Annotated in this window: 23 protein-coding genes and 1 riboswitch; of the genes, 9 read left to right on the forward strand and 14 right to left on the reverse strand. The window is 50.2% G+C overall.

Features of this window, described 5'->3' with window-relative positions; translation table 11 throughout:
• Window positions 1-362 precede the first annotated feature (362 nt).
• Window positions 363-2,270: an ankyrin repeat domain-containing protein gene (locus tag O3276_RS19085; RefSeq protein WP_269672737.1), complete on the forward strand. Its 1,908-nt coding sequence runs from the start codon at window positions 363-365 to the stop codon at window positions 2,268-2,270.
• 49 nt (window positions 2,271-2,319) lie between these two features.
• On the opposite strand, the gene O3276_RS19090 is transcribed toward O3276_RS19085, so the two are convergent.
• The 3 genes from O3276_RS19090 to O3276_RS19100 all read right to left on the reverse strand — a co-directional run bounded on the left by O3276_RS19090 (window position 2,320) and on the right by O3276_RS19100 (window position 6,083).
• On the reverse strand, window positions 2,320-3,783 hold the full coding sequence (locus tag O3276_RS19090) for a S41 family peptidase (RefSeq protein WP_269672738.1): 1,464 nt from the start codon (window positions 3,781-3,783) through the stop codon (window positions 2,320-2,322).
• 122 nt (window positions 3,784-3,905) lie between these two features.
• A complete protein-coding gene (locus O3276_RS19095) occupies window positions 3,906-5,027 on the reverse strand; it encodes a murein hydrolase activator EnvC family protein (RefSeq protein ID WP_269672739.1) in 1,122 nt (373 codons plus the stop codon).
• A gap of 279 nt (window positions 5,028-5,306) precedes the next feature.
• Entirely contained in the window at window positions 5,307-6,083 is a 777-nt protein-coding gene (locus O3276_RS19100; RefSeq protein WP_269672740.1) for a hypothetical protein, read from the reverse strand.
• 269 nt (window positions 6,084-6,352) lie between these two features.
• On the opposite strand from O3276_RS19100, the gene O3276_RS19105 reads away from it, so the two are divergent.
• The 3 genes from O3276_RS19105 to O3276_RS19115 all read left to right on the forward strand — a co-directional run bounded on the left by O3276_RS19105 (window position 6,353) and on the right by O3276_RS19115 (window position 8,225).
• Window positions 6,353-7,324, forward strand: coding sequence for a ribonuclease Z (locus tag O3276_RS19105; protein ID WP_269672741.1), 972 nt, complete (start codon window positions 6,353-6,355; stop codon window positions 7,322-7,324).
• Between the two features lie 170 nt (window positions 7,325-7,494).
• The gene (locus O3276_RS19110) at window positions 7,495-8,007 is read left to right on the forward strand and encodes a hypothetical protein (RefSeq protein WP_269672742.1); all 513 of its coding nucleotides are present in this window, start codon (window positions 7,495-7,497) and stop codon (window positions 8,005-8,007) included.
• Window positions 8,004-8,225 (forward strand): hypothetical protein, encoded by a 222-nt coding sequence (locus tag O3276_RS19115; protein ID WP_269672743.1) that lies wholly within the window; start codon window positions 8,004-8,006, stop codon window positions 8,223-8,225. Before O3276_RS19110 ends, O3276_RS19115 begins: the two co-directional genes overlap by 4 nt.
• A gap of 103 nt (window positions 8,226-8,328) precedes the next feature.
• Here O3276_RS19115 and O3276_RS19120 read toward each other — a convergent pair whose 3' ends face one another.
• The 10 genes from O3276_RS19120 to O3276_RS19165 all read right to left on the reverse strand — a co-directional run bounded on the left by O3276_RS19120 (window position 8,329) and on the right by O3276_RS19165 (window position 17,866).
• The gene (locus O3276_RS19120; protein ID WP_269672744.1) at window positions 8,329-9,096 is read right to left on the reverse strand and encodes a hypothetical protein; all 768 of its coding nucleotides are present in this window, start codon (window positions 9,094-9,096) and stop codon (window positions 8,329-8,331) included.
• Between the two features lie 142 nt (window positions 9,097-9,238).
• Complete coding sequence (locus tag O3276_RS19125; RefSeq protein ID WP_269672745.1) at window positions 9,239-10,222, reverse strand: ABC transporter substrate-binding protein; 984 nt, start codon at window positions 10,220-10,222, stop codon at window positions 9,239-9,241.
• 3 nt (window positions 10,223-10,225) lie between these two features.
• Entirely contained in the window at window positions 10,226-10,978 is a 753-nt protein-coding gene (locus O3276_RS19130; protein WP_269672746.1) for an ABC transporter permease, read from the reverse strand.
• Between the two features lie 3 nt (window positions 10,979-10,981).
• Window positions 10,982-11,764 (reverse strand): ABC transporter ATP-binding protein, encoded by a 783-nt coding sequence (locus O3276_RS19135; protein ID WP_269672747.1) that lies wholly within the window; start codon window positions 11,762-11,764, stop codon window positions 10,982-10,984.
• 15 nt (window positions 11,765-11,779) lie between these two features.
• Entirely contained in the window at window positions 11,780-12,598 is an 819-nt protein-coding gene (gene thiD / locus O3276_RS19140; RefSeq protein ID WP_269672748.1) for a bifunctional hydroxymethylpyrimidine kinase/phosphomethylpyrimidine kinase, read from the reverse strand.
• A gap of 143 nt (window positions 12,599-12,741) precedes the next feature.
• Window positions 12,742-12,842, reverse strand: a riboswitch (TPP riboswitch).
• Window positions 12,843-12,895: 53 nt separating this feature from the next.
• Complete coding sequence (locus O3276_RS19145) at window positions 12,896-13,675, reverse strand: SDR family NAD(P)-dependent oxidoreductase (protein WP_269672749.1); 780 nt, start codon at window positions 13,673-13,675, stop codon at window positions 12,896-12,898.
• A gap of 27 nt (window positions 13,676-13,702) precedes the next feature.
• Window positions 13,703-14,281 (reverse strand): DUF3833 domain-containing protein, encoded by a 579-nt coding sequence (locus O3276_RS19150; protein ID WP_332328138.1) that lies wholly within the window; start codon window positions 14,279-14,281, stop codon window positions 13,703-13,705.
• Complete coding sequence (locus O3276_RS19155) at window positions 14,278-15,510, reverse strand: SAM-dependent methyltransferase (protein WP_269672750.1); 1,233 nt, start codon at window positions 15,508-15,510, stop codon at window positions 14,278-14,280. Before O3276_RS19155 ends, O3276_RS19150 begins: the two co-directional genes overlap by 4 nt.
• On the reverse strand, window positions 15,507-16,454 hold the full coding sequence (locus O3276_RS19160) for a DUF1365 domain-containing protein (protein WP_269672751.1): 948 nt from the start codon (window positions 16,452-16,454) through the stop codon (window positions 15,507-15,509). Before O3276_RS19160 ends, O3276_RS19155 begins: the two co-directional genes overlap by 4 nt.
• Window positions 16,455-16,456: 2 nt before the next feature.
• Window positions 16,457-17,866, reverse strand: coding sequence for an NAD(P)/FAD-dependent oxidoreductase (locus O3276_RS19165; RefSeq protein ID WP_269672752.1), 1,410 nt, complete (start codon window positions 17,864-17,866; stop codon window positions 16,457-16,459).
• 782 nt (window positions 17,867-18,648) lie between these two features.
• Here O3276_RS19165 and O3276_RS19170 point away from each other — a divergent pair.
• Window positions 18,649-19,563: a J domain-containing protein gene (locus tag O3276_RS19170; protein ID WP_269672753.1), complete on the forward strand. Its 915-nt coding sequence runs from the start codon at window positions 18,649-18,651 to the stop codon at window positions 19,561-19,563.
• Between the two features lie 15 nt (window positions 19,564-19,578).
• Here O3276_RS19170 and O3276_RS19175 read toward each other — a convergent pair whose 3' ends face one another.
• Complete coding sequence (locus tag O3276_RS19175; RefSeq protein WP_269671653.1) at window positions 19,579-20,355, reverse strand: IS5 family transposase; 777 nt, start codon at window positions 20,353-20,355, stop codon at window positions 19,579-19,581.
• A 568-nt stretch (window positions 20,356-20,923) separates the two neighbouring features.
• Here O3276_RS19175 and O3276_RS19180 point away from each other — a divergent pair.
• From O3276_RS19180 to O3276_RS19195, 4 genes are all read left to right on the forward strand, one after another.
• Window positions 20,924-23,113 carry a hypothetical protein gene (locus tag O3276_RS19180; RefSeq protein WP_269672754.1) on the forward strand — a complete coding sequence of 730 codons (2,190 nt, stop codon included), beginning with the start codon at window positions 20,924-20,926 and terminating at the stop codon, window positions 23,111-23,113.
• 110 nt (window positions 23,114-23,223) lie between these two features.
• The gene (locus O3276_RS19185; protein WP_269672755.1) at window positions 23,224-24,222 is read left to right on the forward strand and encodes a hypothetical protein; all 999 of its coding nucleotides are present in this window, start codon (window positions 23,224-23,226) and stop codon (window positions 24,220-24,222) included.
• A gap of 617 nt (window positions 24,223-24,839) precedes the next feature.
• Entirely contained in the window at window positions 24,840-25,397 is a 558-nt protein-coding gene (locus O3276_RS19190; RefSeq protein WP_269672756.1) for a sigma-70 family RNA polymerase sigma factor, read from the forward strand.
• Entirely contained in the window at window positions 25,394-26,050 is a 657-nt protein-coding gene (locus O3276_RS19195) for a ChrR family anti-sigma-E factor (protein WP_269672757.1), read from the forward strand. Before O3276_RS19190 ends, O3276_RS19195 begins: the two co-directional genes overlap by 4 nt.
• Window positions 26,051-26,079: the final 29 nt, after the last annotated feature.

Consider the following 26,079-nt stretch of genomic DNA (forward strand, 5'->3'; position numbering starts at 1 on the left):
TTTCGTCTCGTGCTTTCGTGTCACATTCAGGAGGCTGATCGAGAATAGACTGCCCTACACGGCAACTGCTCCTGCGTTGCTCTAGCTCCTGCATCCATGCAGTCGTGCGGTGGCAGAAAATTGGTTTAAAAAGTCGGAAATTTTTAGCAAATAGAACCACTATTCACTAAAAATTTCCGACTTTTTATTCTCAATTTTCTGCCATCCTCGCTACGGGCGCTATTCTCGGACAGCCTCCCAGACGGGCGCTATTCTCGGTCAGCCTCCTGGACAAAAATCACCGACCTCGGATAACAAGGCGGAACTTTTTTACAGAGCGATTGCTCTAAGCATCCACCTGTTCGGACAGATGGCAAGTTACCATGCAACCACTAAATACCGGGGGTTACCCTGGTTTGCTACCAGCCAGTGCTGCCGGAACCTCGAAAACTTCGGAGAAAGTGGACGACACTTCTTTACCGACCTATGCAAAACAGATTCCCCGTATCTCTGTTCCCGACGATCCGGGAATAGCCGGCAGAGCCGGGTTACAGCCCACTTATGGTCATAATCGGTCTGTAGCCGTGCAATCCGGAGTCGGGACTGACGGTCTGGCTGCTGCAGGAACCGGCGACAACCGTTGTATGGTTGCACATTGCACCGGCGCTGCCAGTAAGGTCCCTCTGAATTGTGCAGTTGAGTGCGGGGATATCAATATGGTGGCATGGCTGTTGCGCAATGGCACCGAGGTTAATGGCCGCGAGGAAGGGTTGCGGAAGCAGCATAAAGCCCTCAGGTTCCCCGGCAGAGAAGGGTTTACCCCATTGACTCGGGCAGCCATGTACGGGTTAGTTGACATCACGAGGTTACTGCTTGAGTCTGGAGCTCGTGTTGACCACGCCGATTGCAAGGGCATGACGCCACTGGCCACGGCTGCTGCCTTTGGTAACACTGAACTTATGCAACTGTTGATTGATTGCCAGGCGGATATTAACGGCAATACCCTTGGCTGGCCGACTCCCCTGACTCAGGCTGCCAGGAACGGACAGGTCGGGGCGATAAGCCTGTTACTGGAGCATGGAGCGGATATTTACAGCTTTGCCTACGGAGGCGGAACGCCACTGACTCAGGCTACCATGCATGGGCATACCGAGAGCGTACGAAAGTTGCTGACTATGGGAGCCGACGCCAACAGTAATAGTTCTGGAAGGGGGACGCCACTGTGCAAGGCTGCGGGCAAGGGTTATATTGAGATTGCCCGGCTACTGGTGAGTCATGGAGCCTACATTAACAGTTTTGATGGCGGCTATTTCAGGTCAAATTCCCTGAGCGAAGCTGTCAAGCATGGACATGTTCAGCTGGTGAAGCTGTTGCTGGAACATGGCGCGCATTGGCAAGGTCCGGGTATGGAGAAAGGTCTGCTTAGAGTAGCTGTTGAGAAAGGTTGCATCGAGACCGTGAAATTGCTGTTGAAGCATAATGCGGATGATGTAAACGGCGGAGGGTTCAGACCACTTTCACCACTGTCAGGGGCAGTCAAAAAGTGGGATATTGATTTAGTGAAACTTCTGTTGCAATTCGGTGCAGATCCTGATTGTAATGCCTTAGGTGGTGTCTATCCACCCAATCCGCTGGCCACTGTGGCTGAATTTGGGCGAATTGAATTTGTTGAACTGCTGTTGCAATCCGGTGCCGATGTTCACGGCCATACCTTTGGGAAGAATTCGCCCTTGACGCTTGCGGCGGCTGCAGGACATTACCAGGTGGTGCAGTTACTGTTGCAGCATCAGGCGGACGTTCATAGCCGCACCAAGGGTAATGATACTCCTTTGACACAGGCGGCGGCTCAAGGGCATTACCAGGTAGCGCAGTTATTGTTGCGGCATAAGGCGGATGTTAATAGTCACTCCTCTGGTCTTGCTACTCCTTTGACGCAGGCGGCTATTGCAGGACATTACCAGGTGGTGCTGTTATTGTTGCGGTATAAGGCGGATGTTCATAGTCGTGACGTTAGAGATGGTACTCCTCTGTTCTGGGCCAACAAACGAGGGTTCTGGAAAATTGCTTTTGAACTGATCCACTACGGCAGCTGTCCAGAGAGAAGCCTGTCACCGAATGTTATCAGTACAGTCACTCAGAAATTTGGTTTCAACCCGCAAGAAACTACTCTCAGTCTGGAAAGTTTGTGCAAGAGGAGGCTGCATGATTTGCTTGATAGACGAACAATATCTTCTTTAAATTTGCCTTATGGTTTGAAAAATGCACTTCTGAAGGAAAATTTTTTCCCATAAGTCCATGGCCTGGTTCCCACGGGGGCTTGGGAACCAGGGCAGGCGTCTTCTACGGTGTAGTTTTCATTGGCTTAAGCGCAGCCGTCTTCTTTTCTTCCGGTTTAACGGCAGTAATCGTATTAATGTGCATCCCTTTTAATACATTCAACGCCTGATTCAGCTGATAATCCCGGGCCAATAGCTCCGCTGCCTCTTTCTCTGCCTTACTGGCCATGGCGTTCTTACTGTTGGATGCATCCTCTTTATTGCCATTGCTGAGATGTCGTTGCAAATCGGCTTCCTTGTACTGCTGAGGTGCATCAATCGGGGTTACTTTGGCACGCTGGACCAAAATATCCGGTTTAATTCCTTCGGCCTGGATGGATCGGCCATTGGGCGTATAATACAAGGCAGTGGTCAGTTTTAATCCCTTGGCGGCATCAACACTCAACGGTAAAACGGTTTGTACCGACCCTTTGCCAAAAGACTCGGTTCCCATCAGCACAGCTCGCTTATGATCCTGCAGGGCTCCGGCAACAATCTTGGAGGCAGAGGCTGAACCACCGTTAATTAACACCACCAATGGAACGCCCTCTGACGGGTCATCAACCGAGGCGCTAAACCTCAACTCAGAGTTTGGAATACGACCTTTGGTGTAAACAATCAACCCTTCGCTGATAAAGGCATCGGTAACGCCAACCGCAGCCTGCAGCACACCACCCGGATTGTTGCGCAGGTCAAGGACCAGGCCGTTAAGTTTGCCGTCTTTCTGTTCTTGCTTGAGTTCTTTCAAGGTATCCACCAGCTCATGGCCGGTATCCGCCTGGAACTGACTGACACGAATATAGCCATAACCCGGCTCAAGATGCCTGGCCCTGACACTCTGGACTCGGATAACCGCCCGCTCCAGGGCAATCTCAAGGGGCTTCTCCACCCCTTCCCGGACAATCGTCAGCTTGATCGGGGTGCCTGCCTTACCGCGCATCTTATCCACCGATTCTCCCAGGCTCATTCCCTTAACCGATACATCATCCAGCTTGATAATCAGATCCCCTGCCTGAATACCGGCTTTTGCGGCAGGTGTGTCATCAATGGGGCTTACCACCTTGATAAAGCCATCTTCCATGCCCACTTCAATACCCAGGCCACCAAATTCTCCGGAGGTATTTTCTTCCAGCTCCTTGAAGTCATCCGGTTTCAGATAAGCAGAGTGAGGATCAAGCCCGCTGAGCATTCCCTGAATGGCATTTTCCAGCAACGTCCTGTCATCGACTTCCTCAACATAGGCTTTTTTGATGCGTTCCATGACTTCAGTGAAGGCCCGAAGTTCATCAAGCGGCAGCTTTCCTTTTGGCTGCTCAACGTGCCCGGTGTTCTGGGCTACTGGAGACTGGCTGTTGATGTCAGCGGCAGGTGCCTTTGGGGTCTGTTCTTCCTGAACAGCCTTATCAGCCCAGCCATTGAATGCCAGTCCGGTAGCCAGCACCAGGGCCGATACCTTGATAAGCCGGTGGAGGTTAAAAATCAAATTCATGAATGCTCCCGAGCATTATTTAATTCAGTGAAGTATAGAAATTACTTATCGGTATCACCGTTTGAAACTACACTGAGTTCGGGATACTCTCCGACAGTGGTACATGGTTTGGATTCCCTTCCTCACTTACGGCCAAGCCATAAAGATGGGTTCTGGGGTTTGCCCTTCAGACGCACTTCAAAATAAACCCCCTCAGTCTGCTGCCCGCCACTTTGACCACTCAACGCCAGTGGCTCACCCGCTAGCACGGTATCACCTTCCTGCCTGAGAAGGGTGTCATTGTGAGCGTACAGCGTCAGGAAATTATCGCCATGGTCAACGATCACCAACAGGCCGTAACTGCTCAGCCAGTCGGCAAAGATAACCCGGCCATCATGCACGGCATTAACTGTTGTTCCGGAGGTTGCGGCAATGAACATGCCCTGCCAGCGCATGCGTGTTTCCGGATTCTGATCGTTGAACTTAAACAACACACGTCCTTTTACCGGCCATAACAGCTTGCCTTTACGACTGTTGAAAGACTCGCTGTTACCGAGCTGTCGGCTGATAATACTGGCCAGCACCTTATCCAGCTTTTCTCGCTCCTGTTCCAGTTGTTTAAGTGCTTTTCCTCCCTTTTGATAACGACTTGCCAACTCACTCAACCGCTGTTTACGTTCAGACTGCTGTTTGACCAGGGACTGCTTTTTCTGGTCAATCACGGCTTTTTCCTGATTCAGTCGGGAGAGGAGGGTTTGCTGGTCATGTTCCACTATTTTCAGTTCCGCAAGGGTTTTCTCATACTCACGGATAGACTGAAGTTGTGCCTTTTGAAAGTAATCAAGATAAACCAGTTGTCGGGAAACACTGTCCGGATCTTCCTGGTTCAGCAATAGCTTGATGCGGCTGTCACCCAGACTCTTATAAAGCGATTGCAGACTCCGGGCAACCTGAATCTTCTGTTGTTCACTCTTTGCCGTCAGTTGCTGCTGACGGCTCCGGAGCTTTTTTATTTCGCCCTGCCCCTCCTTAAGGCGCGCTTCCAGCGTGATGATATCGGTGTTCAGTTGTTGAATGGCCTTGTCGTTCTTCTGCACCTGTTTCTGGGCAGAAGTTCGTGCCGCATTGAGGGATTCCAACAGCTCTTTCGTATGTTGGATATCGCTTTCAATGGCTTTGATTTCTGCCTCGGTCGTCACCTGTTCATTACTGATGCCCAACTGAGGAATGATTGAGCAGGCAGCAAACAACAGTGCTGTGAACATTTTTTTATATCTGCCCGTGAGCAGCGAATTGAAAAGCATCATGGTGGGCGTCTTTGGCTATTGACGAAAATCCTATCAGTATGCCTGCAATTAAAGATCAGATATAGGCAGGGGTGACACTCAATTCAATGAATGTCGCAGGCGGTTAGTGCAGGCAAGGCGATATTTCGCATAGGGTTGCGGTATAACTCAGCTCTACCGGCACCGGTGATACCACTTTTCATAACAGCACCGCAAATCTTCAGCCACAATCAGGGAGTGAAAAGTACCGTCCCAACATCATCTCCCCGGAGTCAGTTTGTGACTGTCATTGATTGCCTTGAGCGATATTTTCATTTTGCACAAAAGGTTTTTCGCACTATCCTGCTCGAAATCTAACTGAAATAGGTTATTGATCAGGTTTTTGACATTCCTCATGGTCCATTTACGGGATTTAATGCCAAAATCAGAGGGTTTCTGGCTTTCCAGGATTGTCCTGAGTTCCTTTTTTTGTTTATCCCTTATGCGGTGAGCCTTCTTGGCTTTCTCCCTGGAGATGTGATCAGATGAGCTAATTATGCCGCACAGTGGCCGTGGCGTTGGATGTTGTCTAAAGAGTCTGGACAGTTCCAGCTCTTTCCTGTTTCCCGACAAAAAATCCCGGATATACTCATTAAGGGCATTTTTAGGTAAGAATTTTTTCGATTCCTCAATCAGCCCCTTATATTCTTTTAGCTCCGCTAAACGTTGACAGTACTCCTGCTCCCGGGTACAAGAATCCTCTGTTGCAGATTCCGGAGGGTTATAGCAGTCCATATCGTTAGCAGTCGGAGGGGATCTTTGCTCACTGTTATTTCCGGGAAAGTCAGTTTCTACTATTGGCATTTCGTATCGTTCGAGCGTCTGATCATCCATTATGTTGAACGATGGTTCATCATGTTCGCTGAAACCATAATATTGCTGACCTGTGGAGCCCTCGCCAAAATACCCCTCGGAATAAACAGGCCGAACAGAACGATAACCTCTCTCAAAACAGCAAGCATCACCTTCAATCCGGGCACCCGCACTGTCAGCCATTGCCCTCATGGGTACCACCTCTGTGCAATGATGTGTGCAAAAGCGGGCAGGTTCACCTGCAATCCGTGGTAACTCAATGTTGTCATAACCTACGAAGGTCGGTGTTGGAGCTAAATAAATATATCCGGGATAAATCATCAAGAAAGCCCAAATAAACAATAATTAACGTGATCGATATCAACTAGACAGCTAAATTGGCAAGAAATTTCATAAGTTCGAAGTATTCCTCTGGTACAATAGAAACTGCATTGTGATTAAAGCAGGTGTTCATGAAACTGACTTTTCTGGGAACTTCGGCCGGCATGCCCACCACCGAAAGAAATGTCACGGCACTGGCACTGGCCATCGATGATGCCAGACAATGGTATCTTGTGGACTGCGGTGAAGGTACGCAACATCAGCTGCTTCGCTGTCGCTATACCCTCAACAATCTTCAAACCATCTTTATTACTCATGTTCACGGCGATCACATGTATGGCCTGCCCGGGCTGATCACCTCTGCCAGCATGCAGGGTCGGCAGGCACCCCTGACCATCTGTGCGCCTGACGGCGTTCGGCAGTTTGTGGAGGCGGCATTACACTATGCCGATGTCCTGGAACTGCCATTCAGTATTGAGTTTATTCGCAGCGACCAGCCGACTTTTCACTATCAGGATACCCGGGTTGCTGTCACGGCTCACCAGCTCTCCCATCGTGTGCCAAGCTTTGCCTATCGTTTTGCGGAAAAAACACTCAGCACCCAGCTGAACATTCAGCAACTGACGACACTGGGCGTTCCCAGGGGAGAGCTATGGGGGCTTTTGCAACAAGGGCAGGCCATTACTCTGGAAGATGGCCGGACGATACTCCCTGAACAGGTTCTGCAACCACCACCCAACAGCCGGGTTGCCATTATTGCGGGTGATAACGATAAGCCGGAATTGCTTATCGATGCACTGCAAGGCAGCCATCTATTGGTTCACGAAGCCACACTCACCGAAGCCGCCCTGCAAAAAGCCGGACCAGTCTGGATGCACAGCTCAGCCCGAATGGTTGCTGAAGCAGCAGAGGCCAGCGGTGTTCCCAATTTGATTCTTACCCACTTCAGTGGCCGCTATCAGCGCTCTGCTGAGGCTGGAGCCAACAGTATCCATGCGTTAAAGGCAGAAGCTGAAATGTACTATTCAGGAAATACAGGCATGGCCCATGATTTCAGTACCTGGGTAGTGGATAGGGACGGTCGGCTGGTTGAAGCAGATTGAAATCTGGATTTTCATCCTGGTAAGAAGGTTTTTGAAAAGGAATACCTCCTCCATGGGTAGCGTTTATACCTTACCTATTTTTTCCTTTTCACTCTGAGGTCTGCGCTGATGAACCAAATAATTGTTTTGGGGTCAAATGGTCGTGTTTATAATCCAGACTGGGCTTTATTTTGAAACCATCACCCACCGCATTACCATCATTTTTCTCCCATTCAAACACTGCTGGCCGGGTTGATCCAGAAGCCGGTGCAAGCGGCATTTCTGACCATTCGACAGGTACATTCAGTGGTAAAGGCATCTCAAACCGTCCGCCTCATGGAGATACAGCCACCCCCTTAAATGAAGGCAAATGTATTGAAGATGCCTTTTGGGAAAAAAAACCATTACAGGGACGACAAATCACTTCTTCAGATGTGCTTGCAGCCTATGGCAACGATGAAACGTCGCTCCGGGGTGGCCTCTTCCTGCAAAAACTGTGCTTGCAGAAAATTCCACATGACAACAGAAAAGTGACCCCGGATGACGTTATTCAAGAATTCAACCGGGTGCCAGATCAAAATAATGAGTCCATGCTGGCAATAGAGCATTTCAAAGATGAGTTAGCCAGCGCCCATGCCGCCGAGGAAGCGCGGTTGAAAGTGGAATGTTATCTGAGGGGGGATGTGGGGAAAGGCTGCAGGTGACTAAGGATGAGGCGTTGGCAGCCATTGAATTTCTTCGCAAGGAAGAGTCGTTCCCATTGCCGTTAGCGCGCGTTAACAGTCAATTTAGCCTGAGGGACCTGGCGAGGCATGGCCAGCGTGCGGCTCCTGTTGCCGTTCAGAGAGATAACCCTTTCCGTATGCCCGGTAATGAAATAGAAAATGCTTCAGCCAATCAGCGTTACCGCAAGTCCGGCTGAAACCATTATTAAAAACAGGCGGACCGGGTTTTCCGGACAATCAGGCTCCGCCATTAAATTTGCTGACACCGTGTTGATTTTGAACACAGAGCTTATTCCTTACCTATTTTTTCTTTTTCACTTTAAGGTCTGCGCTGATGCCAAAGATATCCATCTCGACATGTTCTACCACCAGGGAGTCATTGCCAGAAGTGATAAGATGGCGGCCCGCACGATCAAGCTCTGAGGCCGTCGAATCGTGATTAAACTTCAGGTATTTACCACTCAGGGCAATAGCAACCCTGTCCACGCTATCGGGCATCGCACCCTCGGCTACGTTGAGAACGATCTTTGAGTCAGAATCAAGTCGGATTCTTCCCGTGGCCTTAATCAGGGGCTTATTATATTGATTTTGAAAAAAATTAAGTTTTGTTATGGTGATATAAGTGGTTCCTCCGGAGCCGTCAAAGTCAGCCACAACGGATCCCTGTTCAAACGATAACGTACCTTTATTCGTTACATTACCACTGCTGTTTATCACCCCAAGGGATGCGACCGCCCCCGTGTTATTGATAAAGTGCCCATCACTCCAGTAACTGCCTGCAGTCAGTGTTCCCTCATTGGTGGCGGTCAATGTACTTCCGGAAATATTCAGCCCCATAGCGACATTAACTGAGCCACCCGCTCTATTGGTAAAAGGGCCGTTGACATTCATATTGCCATTTATGTTGATTGAGCCAGCGTTATCGATGCCGACAGAATCATAATTTTCACTCACAGAGAGCATATTGTCTCGGACCATGACTTCTTCAGCCATCACCGGGGAAGCCAGGGCGGCTGCAAGCCCGGCCATGACAATGAATCTGAGTACTGGTTTTTTATACCTGTCCATGGGGCTTATATCCTTTTTCCGGAGTTAAACAACAGAGATTTCAATCCATTCGCTTTCTGTCGGCACGCTCAGGGAGGAATTTAAAAATGAGGTGGCTATCGCAAAAGCAGCCTTTACGATAGCCGGTGAAACCCATTCCGGATTAAAAATCCAGCATGTAGTCCTTGGTGTTGACCTGGGTTTTCAGCTCTCCAGTCGCTTGCAGATAGTCAGCAAATGCCTGATAACGGCCCGCATCCCTGGCAGCAGGTCGCAGATCAAAACGGGGAATGGTGTCAAACCAGGCGCGGCGGTTCAGTTCATTATCCAGCTTCTCCGGGCTGTAATCCCGGAAGATCTCCCAGGATTTTTCCGGGTTATTCACAATATATTGAGTGCCCAGTTCAATCGCCCTGAGAAAACGACGAATGGCGTCTTTATCGTGCTGCTTGCTGTTGGCGATAAAAATCAGTTCATCGTAAGGCGGGATATTGTTTTCCTCGTAATAGAACATACGGCCCTTACGCCCTTCAATCGCCAGCTGATTCAGTTCGAAGTTACGATACGCACCCATGATGGCATCCACCCGGCCGCTCATCAGGGAAGAGGAGAGGTTCCAGCCCACATTGACCAGTTTTACATCCCCGGCACCAAACCCGTAAGGTGCAAACAGCGTGTCCAGAATGGCATTCTCTATGCCGCCAATATTCAAACCAATGGTTTTACCCTTCATATCCTTCAGGGATTTGATCGGGCTGTCATCCAGAACCAGCAGGCCGTCCAGGGGGGTGGCCACCAGTGTTCCGGCCCAGGCAAGGGGAAGACCGTTGGCCACCCCGTGAATCATGCTGGGCTGATAGTAAACGGCAAGGTCCACCTTTTCCGCCGCCACCAGTTTGGGCGGAAGGTTGGGGTCTGCCGGTTCCTGAATAGTCACCGTCAGCCCCTGGTCTGCAAAGTAGCCATTCTGCCGGGCAATGATGATGGGGCCGTGATCCGGGTTGACAAACCATTCCAGCATCAGGGTCAGCTCTTTCAGCTCCCTGGCCGGTGCGGTGCTGGATACCTGACTGGCGCTGGCCTGCAGGCTGACGGACAGCAGCCACGCCATTGCCCATAAAAAAGTGTGTCGCATCAGTTTATTCATTTCTTATTCCTGGGAAGTCTCCGGTTGCCATGGAATGAGTCTGCGTAAAACACGGTCGGTGGTGTAGTAAAGGGTCACGGAACAGAAGGCCAGCACGGTGAGCGCAGCAAACATCTGGTCAGTCCAGAGTCGTGCATTGGCCTGAAGCATCAGGTAGCCAAGGCCAGCGCTGGAGCCAACCCACTCCCCGACAACGGCACCAATCGGTGCCACCACAACGGCTACCCGCAGCCCGGAAGCCAGGGCTGGCAGTGCCGCTGGCCAGCGAATATGCCGCAGAATGGCCAGCCGGTTGCCGCCCATGGTCTGGGCCATATCCAGCCAGCCCTGATGGGTATGGCGCAGTCCGTCATAACAACAGGTGGCCACGGGGAAAAAAATCACCAGAATGGTCATCACCACTTTCGACGTCAGGCCGTAACCAAACCAGAGCATCAATATCGGTGCGAGCGCAAAGACCGGAATGGCCTGGGTAATCAACAATGGCGGCAGGAGCCAGGGTCTTAACGCGGTAAAATAGACCAACACCAGCGCCAGAATAATGCCCAGCAGAACACCAAGTAACAGACCCAGCAGCATTTCACTGAGGGTAACCAGCGTGTGTTCCCACAGCAGGCTGGCATTTTCAACCATGCTGTTGGCCACTGCTAACGGACCGGGAAGGATGTAGGATGGCATCTCAAAGGCCATCACCAGGGTATGCCAGAGCACCAGCAGGCCAATAAGAACGACAAAGGGTTTGACGGAGTCTTTCATTATTTATGGCACTCCAGCCTGTTCATCAAACGACTCATGACGTAAACGATCCAGCAGTTTGGCCTGTAATCTCATCAGGTCATTATTTGCCAGTGAGCGGGGTGTCTTGCCCGGCGGCGTAATGGCATCCGTCAGTCGGGCCGGGTGCCCCCTCAGGTGATAAACCTCATGGCCAAGGCGCAGGGCTTCCAGGGGATCGTGGGTGATTAACAGCACCGTACGGTTCTGTAACAGCTCACAGGCCAGGTCCTGTAAATTGAGCCGGGTGATGGCATCCAGTGCGCCAAAAGGTTCGTCCATTAATACCAGTGGCCGGTTTTCCATCAGCGTCCTGGCCAGTGCTACCCGCTGGCGCTGACCACCGGACAGGTGCTGGGGAAGAACGTCGGCTTTTGCGCTCAGGCCTACCTTTTCCAGAATGGACATGGCCTGCTCCTGAACCTCGGCTGACAAGAGTGGACGACGGGTGAACACATCGGTCAGATTGCGACGCAGGCGTTGCCCCAGGGTGATATTGTCCAGTACCGAAAACCAGGGCAGCAGCAGGTCCTGCTGCGCCATCCAGGCGATTCGGTGATGAACCGAAAAGCCGTCCTGACTAACCACTTCCCCCGTTGTCTCGCCCGCAGGCAGACCGGCAATCAGACGCAGCAGACTGGTTTTGCCCACCCCGCTGCCGCCCAGAAGGCAGGTCCACTGGCCGCCTTTAAGGGTCAGGTTGAGATCGGTAAAAACACAGTGGTTGCCAAATCTCAGGCTGGCCTGGCGGATAATCACATCAAACATGCGTTGCGGTATTCTCTATGACCAGGTTCGGTAAAAGTGATGGACCGGGCCATGGCCAGAACCGATGTTCAGTTGGTCAGCATGGCCAATGGCACCGGCAATGTACTCCTTGGCAGAGCGGACGGCATCGATCAAAGGGTAATCCCTGGCCAGCAAGGCGGTGACAGCAGACGACAATGTACAGCCTGTCCCGTGGGTATTTCGGGTTGCCACCCAGGGAGACTGAAGTTGGTGCAGGGTGTTACCGTCATGGAACAGATCAACGGCCTGGTTATTGCCCTGGTCTGAGGTAAGGTGGCCGCCTTTGAGCAATACTGCACTGGCTCCCAGGGCCATCAACGGGTCAATCATGGCGACCATGGCTGCCAGTGACTCAGGTCGGGGGCAGTTCAGCAGCACCGCTGCTTCCGGCAGGTTGGGAGTAATCAGGGTGGCTTTGGGAATCAGTTTGCGACGCAGGTTATCGATGGCGGCTTCCTGAAGCAGAACATCACCGCTGGTGGCCACCATCACCGGGTCAACCACCAGGTATTTCGGCTGGTAATCACTGACCGCGCGGGCAACCGCATCAATCACTTCAGGCTGGCTCAGCATACCCACCTTGGCGGCAGAAATGTTCAGGTCGGAAAAGACCGAGTCCAGCTGCTCCCGGACAAAGGCGGGTGAGACATCAAAAATACCCTGAACACCCACCGTGTTCTGTGCGGTCAGCGCAGTGATCACACTGCAGCCATAGGCACCAAGGGCCGAGAAGGTTTTCAGGTCTGCCTGAATGCCGGCACCACCGCCACTGTCAGAGCCGGCAATGGTCAATGCGATGGGTGTAGAAGACATAAGCTCGCGCCGCTCCACAAGAGAAACTCCATATCATTAGGACTGGCGGGAACAACGGGCGGGGTGTTGCGGTTCCTGTCGAGGCAATAAACTGCATTGATTAACAGGCATGCACGATGGTCAGTACATCAGGGGTTTAGCAGCTCTCAGACCCGTCGGTTTCCTACGCCAGCATTATCTGGTTCAGGTTCAATGGGTGTATCTCAGTTCTGCCATTACTGGCAGAACACCCCAACCAACACTGGCGGAGTCTATGGGGTTTGCCACAGGCTGTCCAGCGATTGAGTGAATTGGTGCTTATCCGGTCTTACGGACCAACCAGAAATACAGCGAGTAGGGCAGGTGACGCAGAAGCGCCATGATGGCGGCAAACATGCGCGGGAAGCGAATCTCGAACTGCCGCCCCTTCATCCCCTGGACGATGACCTCCGCCGCTTTATCCACCTCCATCAGAAAAGGCATGGGGAACCGGTTCTTGCTGGTCAATGGTGTTTTGACAAAACCCGGGTTGATTATTTTGATATCAATACCCTTTCGCCAGAGCTCCGAGTTCAGGGATTCCGCCATATTGATTAACGCCGCCTTGCTGGCACCATAGCCAGCTGCTTTGGGCAGGCCTCGATAGCCTGCCAGCGACGCATTAATGGCAATCACCCCTTTACCCTGTTCTTTCATGGCAGCGATCAGTGGCTCAAGGCAGTGGCAGACACCCATCAGATTCAGTTCCATCTGTTGGCGCACCACATTGCTGGTAAATTCTGCTGCGGGCGAAGCGATATAGGTACCGGCATTCAAAATCGCCTGGTCAATGGCACCATGATTGGCAATGATGTTGTTGACCGCCTCATTCACGGCCGTTTGATCCGTCACATCCAGCGGATAGGGAACGATCCTGCCTGGCAGTGCATCTGATTGCCTGGCCAGCGCTGCCAGCCGTTCCTCATTTCGGGCACTGGCCGCTACGGTCACTCCTTCCCGGGCCAGGGCAATGGCAACGGCTTCGCCAATGCCCTGGCTGGCTCCGGTGATCCAGACCACCGGAGCATCAGAAGGCGCTATATCCTGAGTAGAGTTCATATCTGCTGCCTTTAAGTAGTTAACTACTTATGGTTCTTCTTCTGGCCCGGGTTTTTCAAAGGCGACCGTCAACGTACCCAGCTTGATCCCCCATTTGCTCATGGTGGCGACATTCAGTAGTACGCCATCTTCCTGCAGGAACATCCAGTCATCAAAGGTCACCACCCACTCCCGGCCACGGATGGGCAGACGCATCTGGTACTTGAAGTTAAAGGCATTGCCGGCACTGCGGCCAATGGCCTGGCCAACGATATCTCCGGCGGTGCCCAGGTACTGTCCGTCACCCATAATGTTGACCTTCCAGATACGGGTTGACTCGTTACCATCGGAATAGATGAAGCGTTCATCCAGAGTCAGTACACCGTCTTTGACGTCTCCGGTCATCAACACCTTGAACCGCTGTTGAACATTGCCAAACCGGTCCTGAAACATGCCCCAGGCAACGGTTTCCCCGGCAAAGTAGTGTTCAATTTTCAGACTTGGTTCACTAGCTGCATAATCTTCAATATTCATGGCTGAGCACCCCGTCAGCATAAACAGTAGGGTCAGGAGCCAGGCTCGTCCCGACGTCCAATCTTTTATTGTTGTTAACGCGACTCGCATCATGCGGCCTCCCCTGACACAGGTTTGGTGAGTTTGTAGAGGCAAACATCAATACTCCTGAATTGGAAACCGGTCGTGCAGTAATCCAGGTAAAACTGCCACAGGCGTTTAAAGCGCTGATCAAATCCGAGCTGTTCAATGGCAGGCCAGGCCGAAAGAAAAAGCCGTTTCCATTCATCCAGCGTTCTTGCATAGTCGAGACCGAAAGAGAGGGTATTGGTTATGGCCAAACCGGCCTTTTTGGCCTGATCTTTCATTACCCTGTCACTGGGCAACATGCCGCCCGGGAAGATGTAGCGCTGAATAAAGTCAACACCGCGGCGATACTCCTCGAAACGGTCGTCGTCAATCAGAATGGCCTGGATAACAGCGGAACCTCCGGGTTTCAGGCTGCGGTACAGTTTTTCAAAATAGACCGGCCAGTGCTCTTCGCCCACGGCCTCAATCATTTCGATGGAAACGATACGGTCATACTGCTCATGGATATCCCGGTAATCCGTAAGACTGAACTGATGGGACTGGTTGTCCGACATCTGTTGCGCATAGGCCAGCTGTTCCTGCGACAGTGTTATCCCTTGGTATGCGCCCTGGTGCCGCTGATTCAGTGCCCGGGCAAAGCCGCCCCAGCCGCAGCCTACCTCAAGCACGGAATGCCCCGGACGAAGCTCAAGCCAGTCAATAATGGTGTTGTACTTATTGCCCTGTGCGGTTTCCAGATCCTCATGCTCATCAAAATAGAGGGCACTTGAATAGGTCATGGTCGGGTCAAGCCATAGCTGGTAAAAGTCGTTGCCCAGGTCATAATGCGCGGCAATATTGCGACGGCTGCCGGAGCGGCTGTTGCGGCGTATTTTGTGCAACACCCGGTTAAACAGATTGCTGAACCAGTTGGCTGTCATCACCTCCTGCAGATTGTCTTCATTGGCCATGGCCCAGTCGGTCAGCGCTTTCAGGTCCGGAGAGCTCCAGTCGCCATTAATAAACGACTCAGACCAGCCCAGTAATCCCTGGCTGCCTTGCTGGAATAATCCCACCGGACTATGGATCTGCAGACAGGGGATGGGGGTGCCTGACCGGAACTGCCCCACCATCACACTTTCGTTGCCATCAATGCGCAGCTCAATTCTGCTCACCCCCGCCTTGACCAATCGCTTTTCCAGCCAGGAGAGTACATTTCTCAGCGCAGGAAACCAGGGTTTGCTGGTGATCTCCGTGGAGCTGGTCGAGTTCATATTTTCTTTCCCCTGTTCGCTGTGTTGTTCTGTGAAAAATATTTTGCTTTCTCACCGTTCATCGCGGCGTAGGATGCAAAATTTTTTTCTTTTGCTTTTGGCGTTTCTGCACGGGTATGGCTGAAAAAGAAATATCTTGGCGTGTGTGAGTAAATCGATATGCCCTTTAGCCAGAGCCGCAAGGCTTCCCAATGGATGGCCGCCATGACTTTCACGGTTTGCAGTGGCAGCAGCATGGTCTGTTTTACGATAAAACGATCGGTGATGGTTTTGCGCAGCCCTTTGAACACGGCAGTGAACAGCTTGCCGCTGGCATCGTTCAGGTTAATGGCAAGAGTAACCTTCTCTTTGGGGGGCTGGATCCGGAAATGGTAATAGCAGTCCATGGGAAAGAAAGGGGAAACATGCAGAGCTTTATCGGCCTGTTGTTGAATGGTTGGTTGAACAATCTGCCTGCTATGCTCTATCAGTCGTTTATCGTCCGGCTGATCTTCAGGCTGCTCTCCAGACTGTTCTCCAGACTCGACGGCCGCCACATAGGAGTGCCTTTCGCCAAAGGTATTGCTGACTTCATAGACGATGGCGGTCAGCTGTTGATCCCGATAGCAAAAGTATACCGCCAAAGGGTTGAAGGTGTAGCCAAACATCCGTGGATAACAAAGTAAGCTGACGTTATCCGGTGTCTCAATATTATAGTCGTGAAGCAACCGGTTGATCTGTTCCCGCAACGGTGTCTCTGAGCCATCACCATGATCACGGGGGTAGAAAGACACAACATTAAACCGGTTAAGGGAAAACAGGGAGAGCTGCTTATCCAACGCCTCAATGGTATCCAGATCCAGCAACCAGGAAGCCACCTGATAAGAAAACCGATGTTTCTTCGGTTTGAACCGGTGGTGCATCAGCTCGCCAACATAAATAGAAGAACCTGAGGAAGACTCCATTCTCAAGATTCCTGCTGCCGAGGCTCAGAGGATTCAAGTTGCGTGCTGTCAACACCCGGGTCAAAAAAGCTGCGGCCAAACAGATCCGGACGATGGAGCCGGTCATTTTCCCCTTTGACCTTCCAGGGGCGGCGAATGCCTCCAAGGCTCTCCGCGACAGCCAGGCCGGACTGTAGCCCATCTTCATGGAAACCATAGCCCATCCATGCACCACAATACCAGGTACGGTTTCTGCCCTGGAGTTTCCAGATTTTCTCCTGGGCTTCGATCGCGGCGCGATCAAACACGGGGTGGTCATACAGGTAGCAACCATGAATCAGATCGGTGGCCGGCTCCTGCTGGGGATTCAGCGTGACAAACAGTGGCGGACCGTCGAGATGCTGCAGATTATTCATCCAGTAGGTAACCGCTGGCCCCTGCTCATTGCCGGGGTCTGATGTATGTGAACCCAGATAGTTCCAGCTGGCCCAGGCCTTTTTGTTGTCAGGCATCAGTCGTTCATCGCTGTGCAGCAGAGCCTTGTTCCGTTGAAACGTAAAAGCGCCCAGCAAATGCTGTTCAAACTCGTCTGGCTCAGAAAGCAGGCTAAGCGTGGTGTCAGCATGGCAGGTCATGACAACATGGTCAAAATGCCAGTCTTTACCCTGGAAATCGGTCAATTGAACCCGGTCAGGGAACCGTTTTATTTTGCGGATACAGCGATTGGTGAGCGCCGATGTACCCAGCTCATCAATAATCCGCTGAACATACTCCCGACTGCCTCCTTTCACGGTTTGCCACTGAGGGCGATCCGACAGTTGCAGCAGACCATGGTTTGAGCAGAAGCGCAGAAAAGCCAAAGCCGGGTAGTCCAGTATTTTGTCCGCCGGTGTTGACCAGATAGCAGCGCCCATGGGAATCAGGTGATCATGAATAAACCGTTGACTGAAGCGCTCACGATGCAGCAGCTGGCCAAGGGTCAGGGAGGCATCTATGCCTTGTTCATGCTCAAGGCTGCCCATCCATTTTTCGCTGTTGCGATAGAAACGCAGAATATCAGCCAGCATTAGCCAGAAGCCCGGACGAAGCAAGTTGCTCTTCTGGGCAAATAGTCCGGAAAGATCAGTGCCAGCGTACTCAGTAGAGCCGTTGTTCAGAGAAACGGCAAAAGACATATCCGTAGGGACAAAAGGCACCTTCAGGTGTTTGAAAAAAGCGATCAGGTTTGGATAGGTTTTCTCATTAAAAACAATAAAGCCGGTATCGACGGGAATGGGCTTCTCATCGCCCACAGACACAGTATGGCTGTGGCCGCCGAAGCGATCATCCTTTTCAAATAAGGTAACGTTGTGTTGTTTGGAAAGTAGCCAGGCGCAGGAGAGTCCGCTAATACCGGAACCGACGACAGCTATGTTCATTCCTTTTGTGGACACAAATGAGACTCCCTGTTGATTTTATTCGCTATAAAAAAGGTTTGAGCGGCAATAAGTAATTCTTATCTACAAAAACCTTTCATCAGAGCAGTAAGGTACTATGCCAAAAAATTTACGAACAGAGTGTCGTAATGGTTCACCCATTTATATGGAAAATCAATCAATAATGTTTCAGCCACTGTAAAAAGAAGAGCATGAGTGCAAGCAGGCAAGTGGAGCATGACAAAAATGCTCTTAAACTATACGAGTTCGGGCTGGAGAGCCCCGGTATAGAATTCTCAAGAAGAATATTTCCCGCAGTTATTACTGCCTGCAGGGAGTTAAGACTATCATCAATTACCCCGATAACCCGACTAAGTAAATCACCAAATGAAATCATATATATTTTCTTGATTTCGGGCTGAGTAAAGCTTGAGGAATTGCCTGAAAAGCAAATTTCATGCTCTGATCATCGGGAAAGGGAGCGATCAATGGATGGTGTTGGGGGCATAAACGGACATAATAAATACCCTGTAGATGATAATACACAACCTGCCCAGGTGCCTACGGGCAAAACCAGATCCGGACGAAAAGTTCAAAAATTTAAAAATGCTTCCTGTCGCATGGCTCGTACATTTGCGAGGAAATTGGGGCATGAAAGCACCGGGTTTATGAGGGAGTTGGGGCATGAAAGCACGGGATTTATGAAGGAGTTGGGGCATGAAACCACGTGGTTTATGAGGGAGTTGGGGCATGAAACCACGTGGTTTATGAGGGAGTTGGGGCATGCAACCACGGAGAAAATGAGAGGCACAACCAGGCCTTTGCATTCGAGGAGAATCACCAAATCTTCGGAACGGCCTCGTCAGGTTCCGGGGTTACGAGGCAATCAACCTCAACCTCAACCTCAACCTCAGCAACAGCCAGTCAACAACAGTAGCAAGGTTGACCAGCCGGTAGCCAGAGACCCTCTTCGTGGGCAGTGGTTTGACTGGAGTGCCAAGCAATTTCAAGGCAAAGGGTATGCTCCCCATGTTGCCAAAACAATGGCCGATACGGTGTTATCCCAGTGTGGCTCTGATTATCGAGCAGTGGAAGTCATGGTAAACAGCACACCATTGAGCCCACAGGCCGCCTTCAGGCAAGAACAGCAGAAAAATTATCAGTGGGCAATGGGGCAATTTACCGCCAAAGGCTATGATCCTGATCATGCCCGCCAGGCCATTACCGATGCTCTGAGCATGGCAGGCACTAATCTGACGGATTTTCAGCGGTGGGTTGTTGCTACTCCTGATGTCCGTGGTAGCGCAGTGGCAAGCCCGGAATACATCAAAAACGAACTGCGTCCCTGGATGATTCAGGAGATTGAGAAAAAAGGCTTTGCTCCGGCAGAGGCGCAAGCCGTGGCGGATAATTTAATAGAACTGTCCACCGGGAATGTGGATGAACTGCGCCAATCTGTCCAGGAAATTCGGCCAAAAGATGCCAGACCGCAGGTACCGGTAGATGAGATGGAACAGCGCAATGAAGAGGCACTGGAAACCCTGGGATTGACGAAAGATGCCAGCCTGAATGATGTAAAAAAAGCCTATCGTAAACTGGCATTAAAGCATCACCCGGATAAAAATTCCGGGAACGTAGAGAGCAATCAGTTCTTTCAAAAAATCTCTGAAGCACACAGGCACCTGACTGAGGATTCAAACTTATTCAAAAACTAAGAGGCTGTTTTAAAACTACTTAAACCTTCGTAGCATTATGCGAATCATGCATATATAAACGAAGGCTTCTGAACTCCTTGGCAGCTGTTCATAGTCTTTAGATAAACGTCTGGATCCTTCAAACCAGCCAAAGGTTCTCTCCACAACCCAGCGCCTGGCTTGAACGACAAACTTTCCCCGTGGGCGTTTTGTGATTTCAAGTTCCCTTTTGGGTTTGAAGCGATAAAACCACTCTTCAAGGTAACCCCGGTAGCCACAATCAGCCCAGACTTTCCGGATGTTTTTAAAGTATTTCTTAAGGTGAGCCAGTATGAATTGACCTGCAAAACTATCACTAAATGCGGCTGCGTGTACCCATACCACCAGAATCAGGCCAAGAGTATCAACAGCTATATGACGTTTTCTGCCTTTTATTTTCTTCCCGCCATCATAGCCTCGATCCCCCCCTTTTACCGAGGTTTTCACGGATTGGGAGTCAATGCTTGCTGCTGTTGGTTGTGGCTCTTTGCCCGCCTGAATTCGCACCTGGTCACGAAGAGCATCATGCACCTTCTTCCATGTGCCATCTTGTTTCCAGATTCGAAAATAGGTGTAGACAGTACTCCATGGTGGAAAGTCAGAAGGCAGCATTCGCCACTGACAGCCTGTTTTAGTGAGATAGAATATGGCATTCAATATCAGACGATAACTCCAGTCGCGTGGTCGCCCATTTTTTGGAGTATCATAGCCAGGGTCAGGGAATAGAGGCTTGAGGATTGCCCACTCGTCATTGGTCAGGTCGGATGGATACATAATTATCCTCCTTAAACTAATCAGATACTGTAGTTATAGACGACGTTGAGTTTTTTATCCTGAGTTAATGGTCAGTAACTTTTACAACAGTCTCTAAGCGTTTTATTATTCAGATTTATTCTTAGCCTTTCGTGCCAAATTCAAACCTTAATTGTGTAAAGCTAAAAGCGATTGTGATTTTTGGCTTTCAGGTTGCAATTGAATGAATGTGTGAGTTTGTAATAAAAGATCATCTGCCTATTCAATCAAAAGACCTGCTATGAAAAAAGATTAAAATGAAAAAGCTATCTAAGTAAATAATTGAACTTTTCTTTGACCGAAGAATCAAACTCGTCAGAAAAAATTTCAACCAGGAGCATTTCTCATGAGTACACCACAATTTCCTACCCAGAGTCCGGCATTTCCGACACAGCCTCCAGAGGTATCAGGTTTCAATAAAATACCAGGCCTTAGCGAGGGTGGGGGTTCAAATACGACAGCTGTAGTTTTTAATGGCAGAACTGTTGATAAGCATGATTTAAGTATTTTTTTCAAGGAAATGACGCAAGGGGGAATGAGGCAGCTCGCATTGGATACTTGTGCTCAGGCTGCACGTAATCATGGCGAAGGCTGGAAAAGAGATACTCTTGTTAGAGACCTTAATGCCTATGGATTGCCCGTTGACTGTGAGCGCCGTGCAGGATTAACGGATCGCAAACCCAGTGCCGTATTGAATGTTTTTCTAAAAGTTAAAGAAGAAAGCGAGAAAGCGATTGATCAGGGGGGAAGTGGCGATAATCTGGAGGTCGCGAAAGGTTTGTGTGATCTTTTGAATGGCACAGAAGTAAGAGTGAATGGGAAAATCCACAAGCCCCATTTTGTTGACATGAAGTTCTTTGCTGGTGAAATGAACAAATATCAACAGAAACTGGATGCCGCCCGCTCTGCCATTGGTAGCCTTGGGCAAGAGAGTCAGGGAGTAAATGAGCCAGGCTTGCCACCTGCTGAAAATCCGGCGTTTACCATGGAGGGGAAACCATTGTTACCTTCTGGGAATGCTCCGACAATGACACCCTCAGCGCCACCGAACTACGATGCAGTTCAAGCTGAAAAGAGGTTAGCGGAGTTGAACACTCAAATTGTTTTTTTACAGCAGGGAGTAACGCAGGATTTTCAAAGTCAACAATTCCAGTACCAATTAAGTTTGGTTCAAACAGACATAGCGCGACTTGGTATTAACTTGCCGTTGAATCTACAGGAACAATTCAATCAGGCTAAAGCCAATCTTGCTGGCCTCCAGCAACAACAGTTAGCCATGCAAGAGGGTGTCAGGATCATTGAGTTCCATGGCCAGATAGATGGGCTGAAACAGACGTTGGCACAGAATGAGCCAAAATCAGACAATAAAACTGAAATAAAGGCGCTGGAACGGAAAGTTAAAGCGTTGGATGATCAGATTGGCAAGCTCAGTTCTCCAGAGTCCGGACGCCATAAGGAAGAACTCAAGGAGCAATTGAGCGAATTAAATATCAGTATCCGTCAGTGGTCTTCAGTGGTTACTGCTACCGAAATCCTGGCAGGCCTGAAAAGTGACCTTGAGGGTTTTCAGTATCAACAATTACCAGCGGAAGTTAGTTCTTTTTCTGCCAAATGTGACTCACTTGATGCAATTGTCAGAAAGATGCCTTCTGGAGATCAGCGAAATCAATTGATTAAGGAGTCCAGTATTCTAAAACAAAGTTTTTCTGAAATTCAGAAAAACGTCCAACAAAATCATTTAATCGCTCAGCTTGAGAGAGCTGAAAATATCATAACAGTGATGGAATTTGACGTTAGCGGTAGTCCTAAGTCGCATCACGTTGAACAGGCCAAAGCAGCATTGCTGGTTGTTGAGTCACTCTCTCTGAAAGAGGGTACGGATAATTGTTTTGCCAGGCTGAGTAATTTGAGGGAGAGGTTGAGTAAATTTGAAGACTCCGTAGCTGCTGCGCCGGCAGCCGCTGCATCGGCAGCCGCTGCATCGGCAGCCGCTGCAAAAATGCAACCTTCTGCCCGGGGGGATGCTGAGAAGGTGATTGCGCACATTGAGAAATTAATTAGCGAGGCTGAAGTCCGGTTAAGCGGTCAAGAAAAAAATCGTGAAGCCGTTAATGGAATTCCTCTTAATCAAACTCACATGGATGAAGTTCAGGCGAATCTGCATCAGATCAGTGAAAAAATAATTCAAGAGTTGACTGGGAGGGATCTTCGTGATGAACGTGAACGATTGCAAAGTATGTGTTCGTCTTTGCTCAGCAGACTGGATAAGCTTCAGGGAGGAGGGGCAAGCAGCGGTCAACCCACTGCTGCCAGCGCTCAGACTGTAAGTGGTAATCAGGATCACCCCGAAGTAGATAACATCAGTAAAGTGCTGGATGTTGCAGAAGCACCAATTGAAGCTTTAACCAGTAACCCGAATTCCTCTGCTAAAGATGAACTTATTACCACGGCGAGAAGTAATCTGGAAAAAGCAACACAGATGATTGGCAGGCTCACTGATGACGCACTCAGACCTTTTCGGTCAGGTTTGTCAACCAGACTTGGCCATTTGAATAGACGGTTAAGTCTCATTGAATCAGGTGGGGGCCAGGGGCAGGTGACTCCAGCTGAGCCGCAACCGGAGGTTTTGCTGCAAAAAGGGGTCGCTGCGTTTAAAAAGAGATGGATGAATTCGGCAAGAAGGGAACCGTTTCAAACGAGGGGTTTGCAGCGGCAACAGCCAATATGTCCGCACTGTTAGGCCAATTTGCTGCATCACAGGCCAGAGTGCCGGGCAGCCAAAACGTCCTCCAGCCACCAGTTGCACATACTCCGGTCAGGCAAAGTACTCTTCTGCATGCAGGGCCTGTGATGACCAGACCTGTTCGTGCCAATGGCGATAGCCTGGCGTCATTTGCCAATGCGTTGAACTTCACCAACACGATCATATCTCATAACAGTTACTCTACCGCCGGTGTGGGCATCAAGCCTTCATCTGAGAAGATCAAATCCCTTGTCACCAGTACAGATATTCCTTTTAAATCTCTGCCTTTCGATGTCCAGGAAAGAATGATGGAAGCTTATAATTGCGGCAATCACTGCCCGACAAAGATCAAGCTGGTGCAGGTGTACGCCTTTGCTCCTGACCAGAGCGATTTTAACGGTGCCAGCTTTCAGGTAAGACTTGATAGCATCTTGCCTGAGGGCCATCGTCAAATTTACCTGCGTAGCCCTCGTGCACGATACTACAGCCCTCTGGGGGCAAATCTCCGGATGCCTGAGGGCTTAAAGCAAGGGAATCCCTTTTATGAGGCACGCTGGTCTTTAAATGAAAATCTGGACAGACAAAATACAGTCAGTTTCGCCCATGGTTCAGGAGGGGATAGCCATAGCAACCTGGAAAATATTGGTTTTACCCTGGTCGCACCAGTGCTCAAAGCTCTGGGTGCGAGCACTGAAGAAGCGACATCCGCAGAAGCCGGTTTTGGTATCCCCTTCGGGATTGATTTGAGGAGGCAGTCGGAAGCCGTGCTGAATATGTTGCAGCAGGACGGAACGCGGCGTTATTTTGAGGTGCCAGATGTCACTGATAGTGTGGTGCCTGATGGTGGTGCGCTGGATTCTGACGTCGTATCAGATTCAGAGTCTTTGGGCACCAGTGGAATAAATCCGCTGGCCCTTCATACAGAGAGCAAACATGGAACTTCCTCACGAAGATTGACCAGCCAGATATATGCAAGAGAGGTGGGTATCTTATGGGTGAAAACGGTCACAGATTTACCAGAGGTAAATAGCCAGAGTGGTTTGATTGACTGGGTGGAGAGTAATAAACCTGAGCCTAAAAACCTGCGTCTCCCTCAATTGCTGTAGTACGTCTGATGTGCATGGGTGCAGGAGCCGTTGTGGTGTAGAGCATTCTATTCTCGGTCAGTCTCCTGGATTTGAGTGAACTTAGCTGTTCAATCAATTTCTCTCTACCTCTCAGATGAGGTAGAGAGAAACTTCCCCATTCGATCCACGGACCCCGGGGAGTTGAATGTATCTCTCTGTTCAGTATTTTTCCCGCAACTAATGAGTTGTCTGGAAATAACTTCCCTATTTTCATTGCCTGACTCGGTTCGGACTGAGTGCTGAGCTTGTCGAACTATCGAAGTTCGGTGGCACGACCCTTCGATACTTCGACAAGCTCAGCACTCAGGGTGAACGGAAATCGGGAACATATTAAAAGACAATTCCTAAGCTGTTACCAAACCTGGGTATCACCCAAATTGGTGGAGATATTAGCGTCAAGCATTAATGAAGCAGATCCTCAGAGAAACCGCTATTTTCTGTTGAGGAAATGCTACGCAGGACGTTTAATAGAAGTATTATGCAGGACAGTGGCTGTATTCATCGTAAAAGATCCTTGTTAGCACTTTTTACGTATAACCACTTATGTATAAGAAATTTAAAGAATTATGGCACATCTTTGGCTTGTTGAAACCTCTATGGAATTCAAACCTGATCAGGTAGCGCAAAAGCAGGACTTCAGGCACGCTCTTGTTGATCTGGCGAAAAGTCGCGATAAACAGCTGTTTATGCAGATTTACGACTACTTCGCCCCGCGGCTGAAAAGCTTTCTGGTCAGGAAAGGGGCGAATGAAGAACTGGCTGAAGAACTGGTTCAGGAAACTCTGTTATCGGTATGGCGCAAGACTTCCAGCTATGATCCGGCAAAAGCAACAGCGTCCACATGGATTTTTCGTATCGCGAGAAATCTATGGATTGATCGGCTTCGTAAAGAGAAGCCTGACATGCTCTCCCCGCTGAACAGTTATCCCGAGGCAGGTTACACACCCAGCATGGCGGCCTGTGATTCAGGGCGATTAAAAGATGCTCTGGGTGCCCTGCCTCAGCAACAGGCTCAATTGGTTTATAAAGTGTATTACGAAGGAAAATCCCATCGAGAAATCGCCGAAGATATGGACATGCCCATTGGCAGTGTCAAGTCTGGCCTCAGGCTCGCATTTGATAAATTACGGGTTCGCATTGGAGGTGGGTCATGAACTGCAATCACCACCCCGATGACAGTACCCTGCTCAGCTACGGTGCCTGCAGCCTGCCGGACGCACTGTCCATGGTCGTTGCTTGTCATCTGGCGGTTTGTGACCACTGTCATGACAAGGTTGCAGACGCTGAGCTGATCGGCCTTGGGCTGATGGAGCAGGAACCGGTGGAATCCATATCCAAAAGCTCCCGGGATTCGATGCTGGCCATGTTGGATGAACCGGTCGACGAGGCATATTTTGAGACCCGGACAACACCAGACGATCAACCTGACGGCGATATTCCGGCTCCTCTGCGTCCAATGATTGGCCAATGGTTCAGTGATCTCCACTGGCGTACCATGGCTCCGGGCATGAAGCAGTTTGTTCTGCCAGCTTCTCAGGGCAAATTGCGACTGCTGAAAATTTCCCCGGGCACCTTTATGCCGTCCCACGGCCACAGTGGCTCTGAACTCACCCTGGTCCTTAAGGGCTCCTACAGCGATGAACTGGGTCGGTTCTCTGTGGGCGATGTGGCGGATGTTGACCCGGATATCACCCATCAGCCGGTTGCTGATACCCACGAAGGCTGTATCTGCCTGATTGCAACGGACGGCCCTCTCCGCTTCAAAGGTCTGGTTCCACGGCTGTTGCAGCCATTTTTTCAGCTATAAATGCTGCAAGTCAGGTCTTTAGCAAGATT

Origin of the sequence: Endozoicomonas sp. GU-1 (assembly GCF_027366395.1) — a bacterium.
Lineage (GTDB): Bacteria > Pseudomonadota > Gammaproteobacteria > Pseudomonadales > Endozoicomonadaceae > Endozoicomonas.

What these genes read in the sequence shown, in the direction of transcription:
- O3276_RS19085 (WP_269672737.1), top strand. Translation starts at nt 363, where the DNA reads ATGCAACCACTAAATACCGGGGGTTACCCTGGTTTGCTACCAGCCAGT.
- O3276_RS19090 (WP_269672738.1), bottom strand. Translation starts at nt 3,783, where the DNA reads ATGAATTTGATTTTTAACCTCCACCGGCTTATCAAGGTATCGGCCCTG.
- O3276_RS19095 (WP_269672739.1), bottom strand. Translation starts at nt 5,027, where the DNA reads ATGTTCACAGCACTGTTGTTTGCTGCCTGCTCAATCATTCCTCAGTTG.
- O3276_RS19100 (WP_269672740.1), bottom strand. Translation starts at nt 6,083, where the DNA reads ATGGCTGACAGTGCGGGTGCCCGGATTGAAGGTGATGCTTGCTGTTTT.
- O3276_RS19105 (WP_269672741.1), top strand. Translation starts at nt 6,353, where the DNA reads ATGAAACTGACTTTTCTGGGAACTTCGGCCGGCATGCCCACCACCGAA.
- O3276_RS19120 (WP_269672744.1), bottom strand. Translation starts at nt 9,096, where the DNA reads ATGGACAGGTATAAAAAACCAGTACTCAGATTCATTGTCATGGCCGGG.
- O3276_RS19125 (WP_269672745.1), bottom strand. Translation starts at nt 10,222, where the DNA reads ATGAATAAACTGATGCGACACACTTTTTTATGGGCAATGGCGTGGCTG.
- O3276_RS19130 (WP_269672746.1), bottom strand. Translation starts at nt 10,978, where the DNA reads ATGAAAGACTCCGTCAAACCCTTTGTCGTTCTTATTGGCCTGCTGGTG.
- O3276_RS19135 (WP_269672747.1), bottom strand. Translation starts at nt 11,764, where the DNA reads ATGTTTGATGTGATTATCCGCCAGGCCAGCCTGAGATTTGGCAACCAC.
- thiD (WP_269672748.1), bottom strand. Translation starts at nt 12,598, where the DNA reads ATGTCTTCTACACCCATCGCATTGACCATTGCCGGCTCTGACAGTGGC.
- O3276_RS19145 (WP_269672749.1), bottom strand. Translation starts at nt 13,675, where the DNA reads ATGAACTCTACTCAGGATATAGCGCCTTCTGATGCTCCGGTGGTCTGG.
- O3276_RS19150 (WP_332328138.1), bottom strand. Translation starts at nt 14,281, where the DNA reads ATGATGCGAGTCGCGTTAACAACAATAAAAGATTGGACGTCGGGACGA.
- O3276_RS19155 (WP_269672750.1), bottom strand. Translation starts at nt 15,510, where the DNA reads ATGAACTCGACCAGCTCCACGGAGATCACCAGCAAACCCTGGTTTCCT.
- O3276_RS19160 (WP_269672751.1), bottom strand. Translation starts at nt 16,454, where the DNA reads ATGGAGTCTTCCTCAGGTTCTTCTATTTATGTTGGCGAGCTGATGCAC.
- O3276_RS19170 (WP_269672753.1), top strand. Translation starts at nt 18,649, where the DNA reads ATGAGAGGCACAACCAGGCCTTTGCATTCGAGGAGAATCACCAAATCT.
- O3276_RS19175 (WP_269671653.1), bottom strand. Translation starts at nt 20,355, where the DNA reads ATGTATCCATCCGACCTGACCAATGACGAGTGGGCAATCCTCAAGCCT.
- O3276_RS19185 (WP_269672755.1), top strand. Translation starts at nt 23,224, where the DNA reads ATGACCAGACCTGTTCGTGCCAATGGCGATAGCCTGGCGTCATTTGCC.
- O3276_RS19190 (WP_269672756.1), top strand. Translation starts at nt 24,840, where the DNA reads ATGGAATTCAAACCTGATCAGGTAGCGCAAAAGCAGGACTTCAGGCAC.
- O3276_RS19195 (WP_269672757.1), top strand. Translation starts at nt 25,394, where the DNA reads ATGAACTGCAATCACCACCCCGATGACAGTACCCTGCTCAGCTACGGT.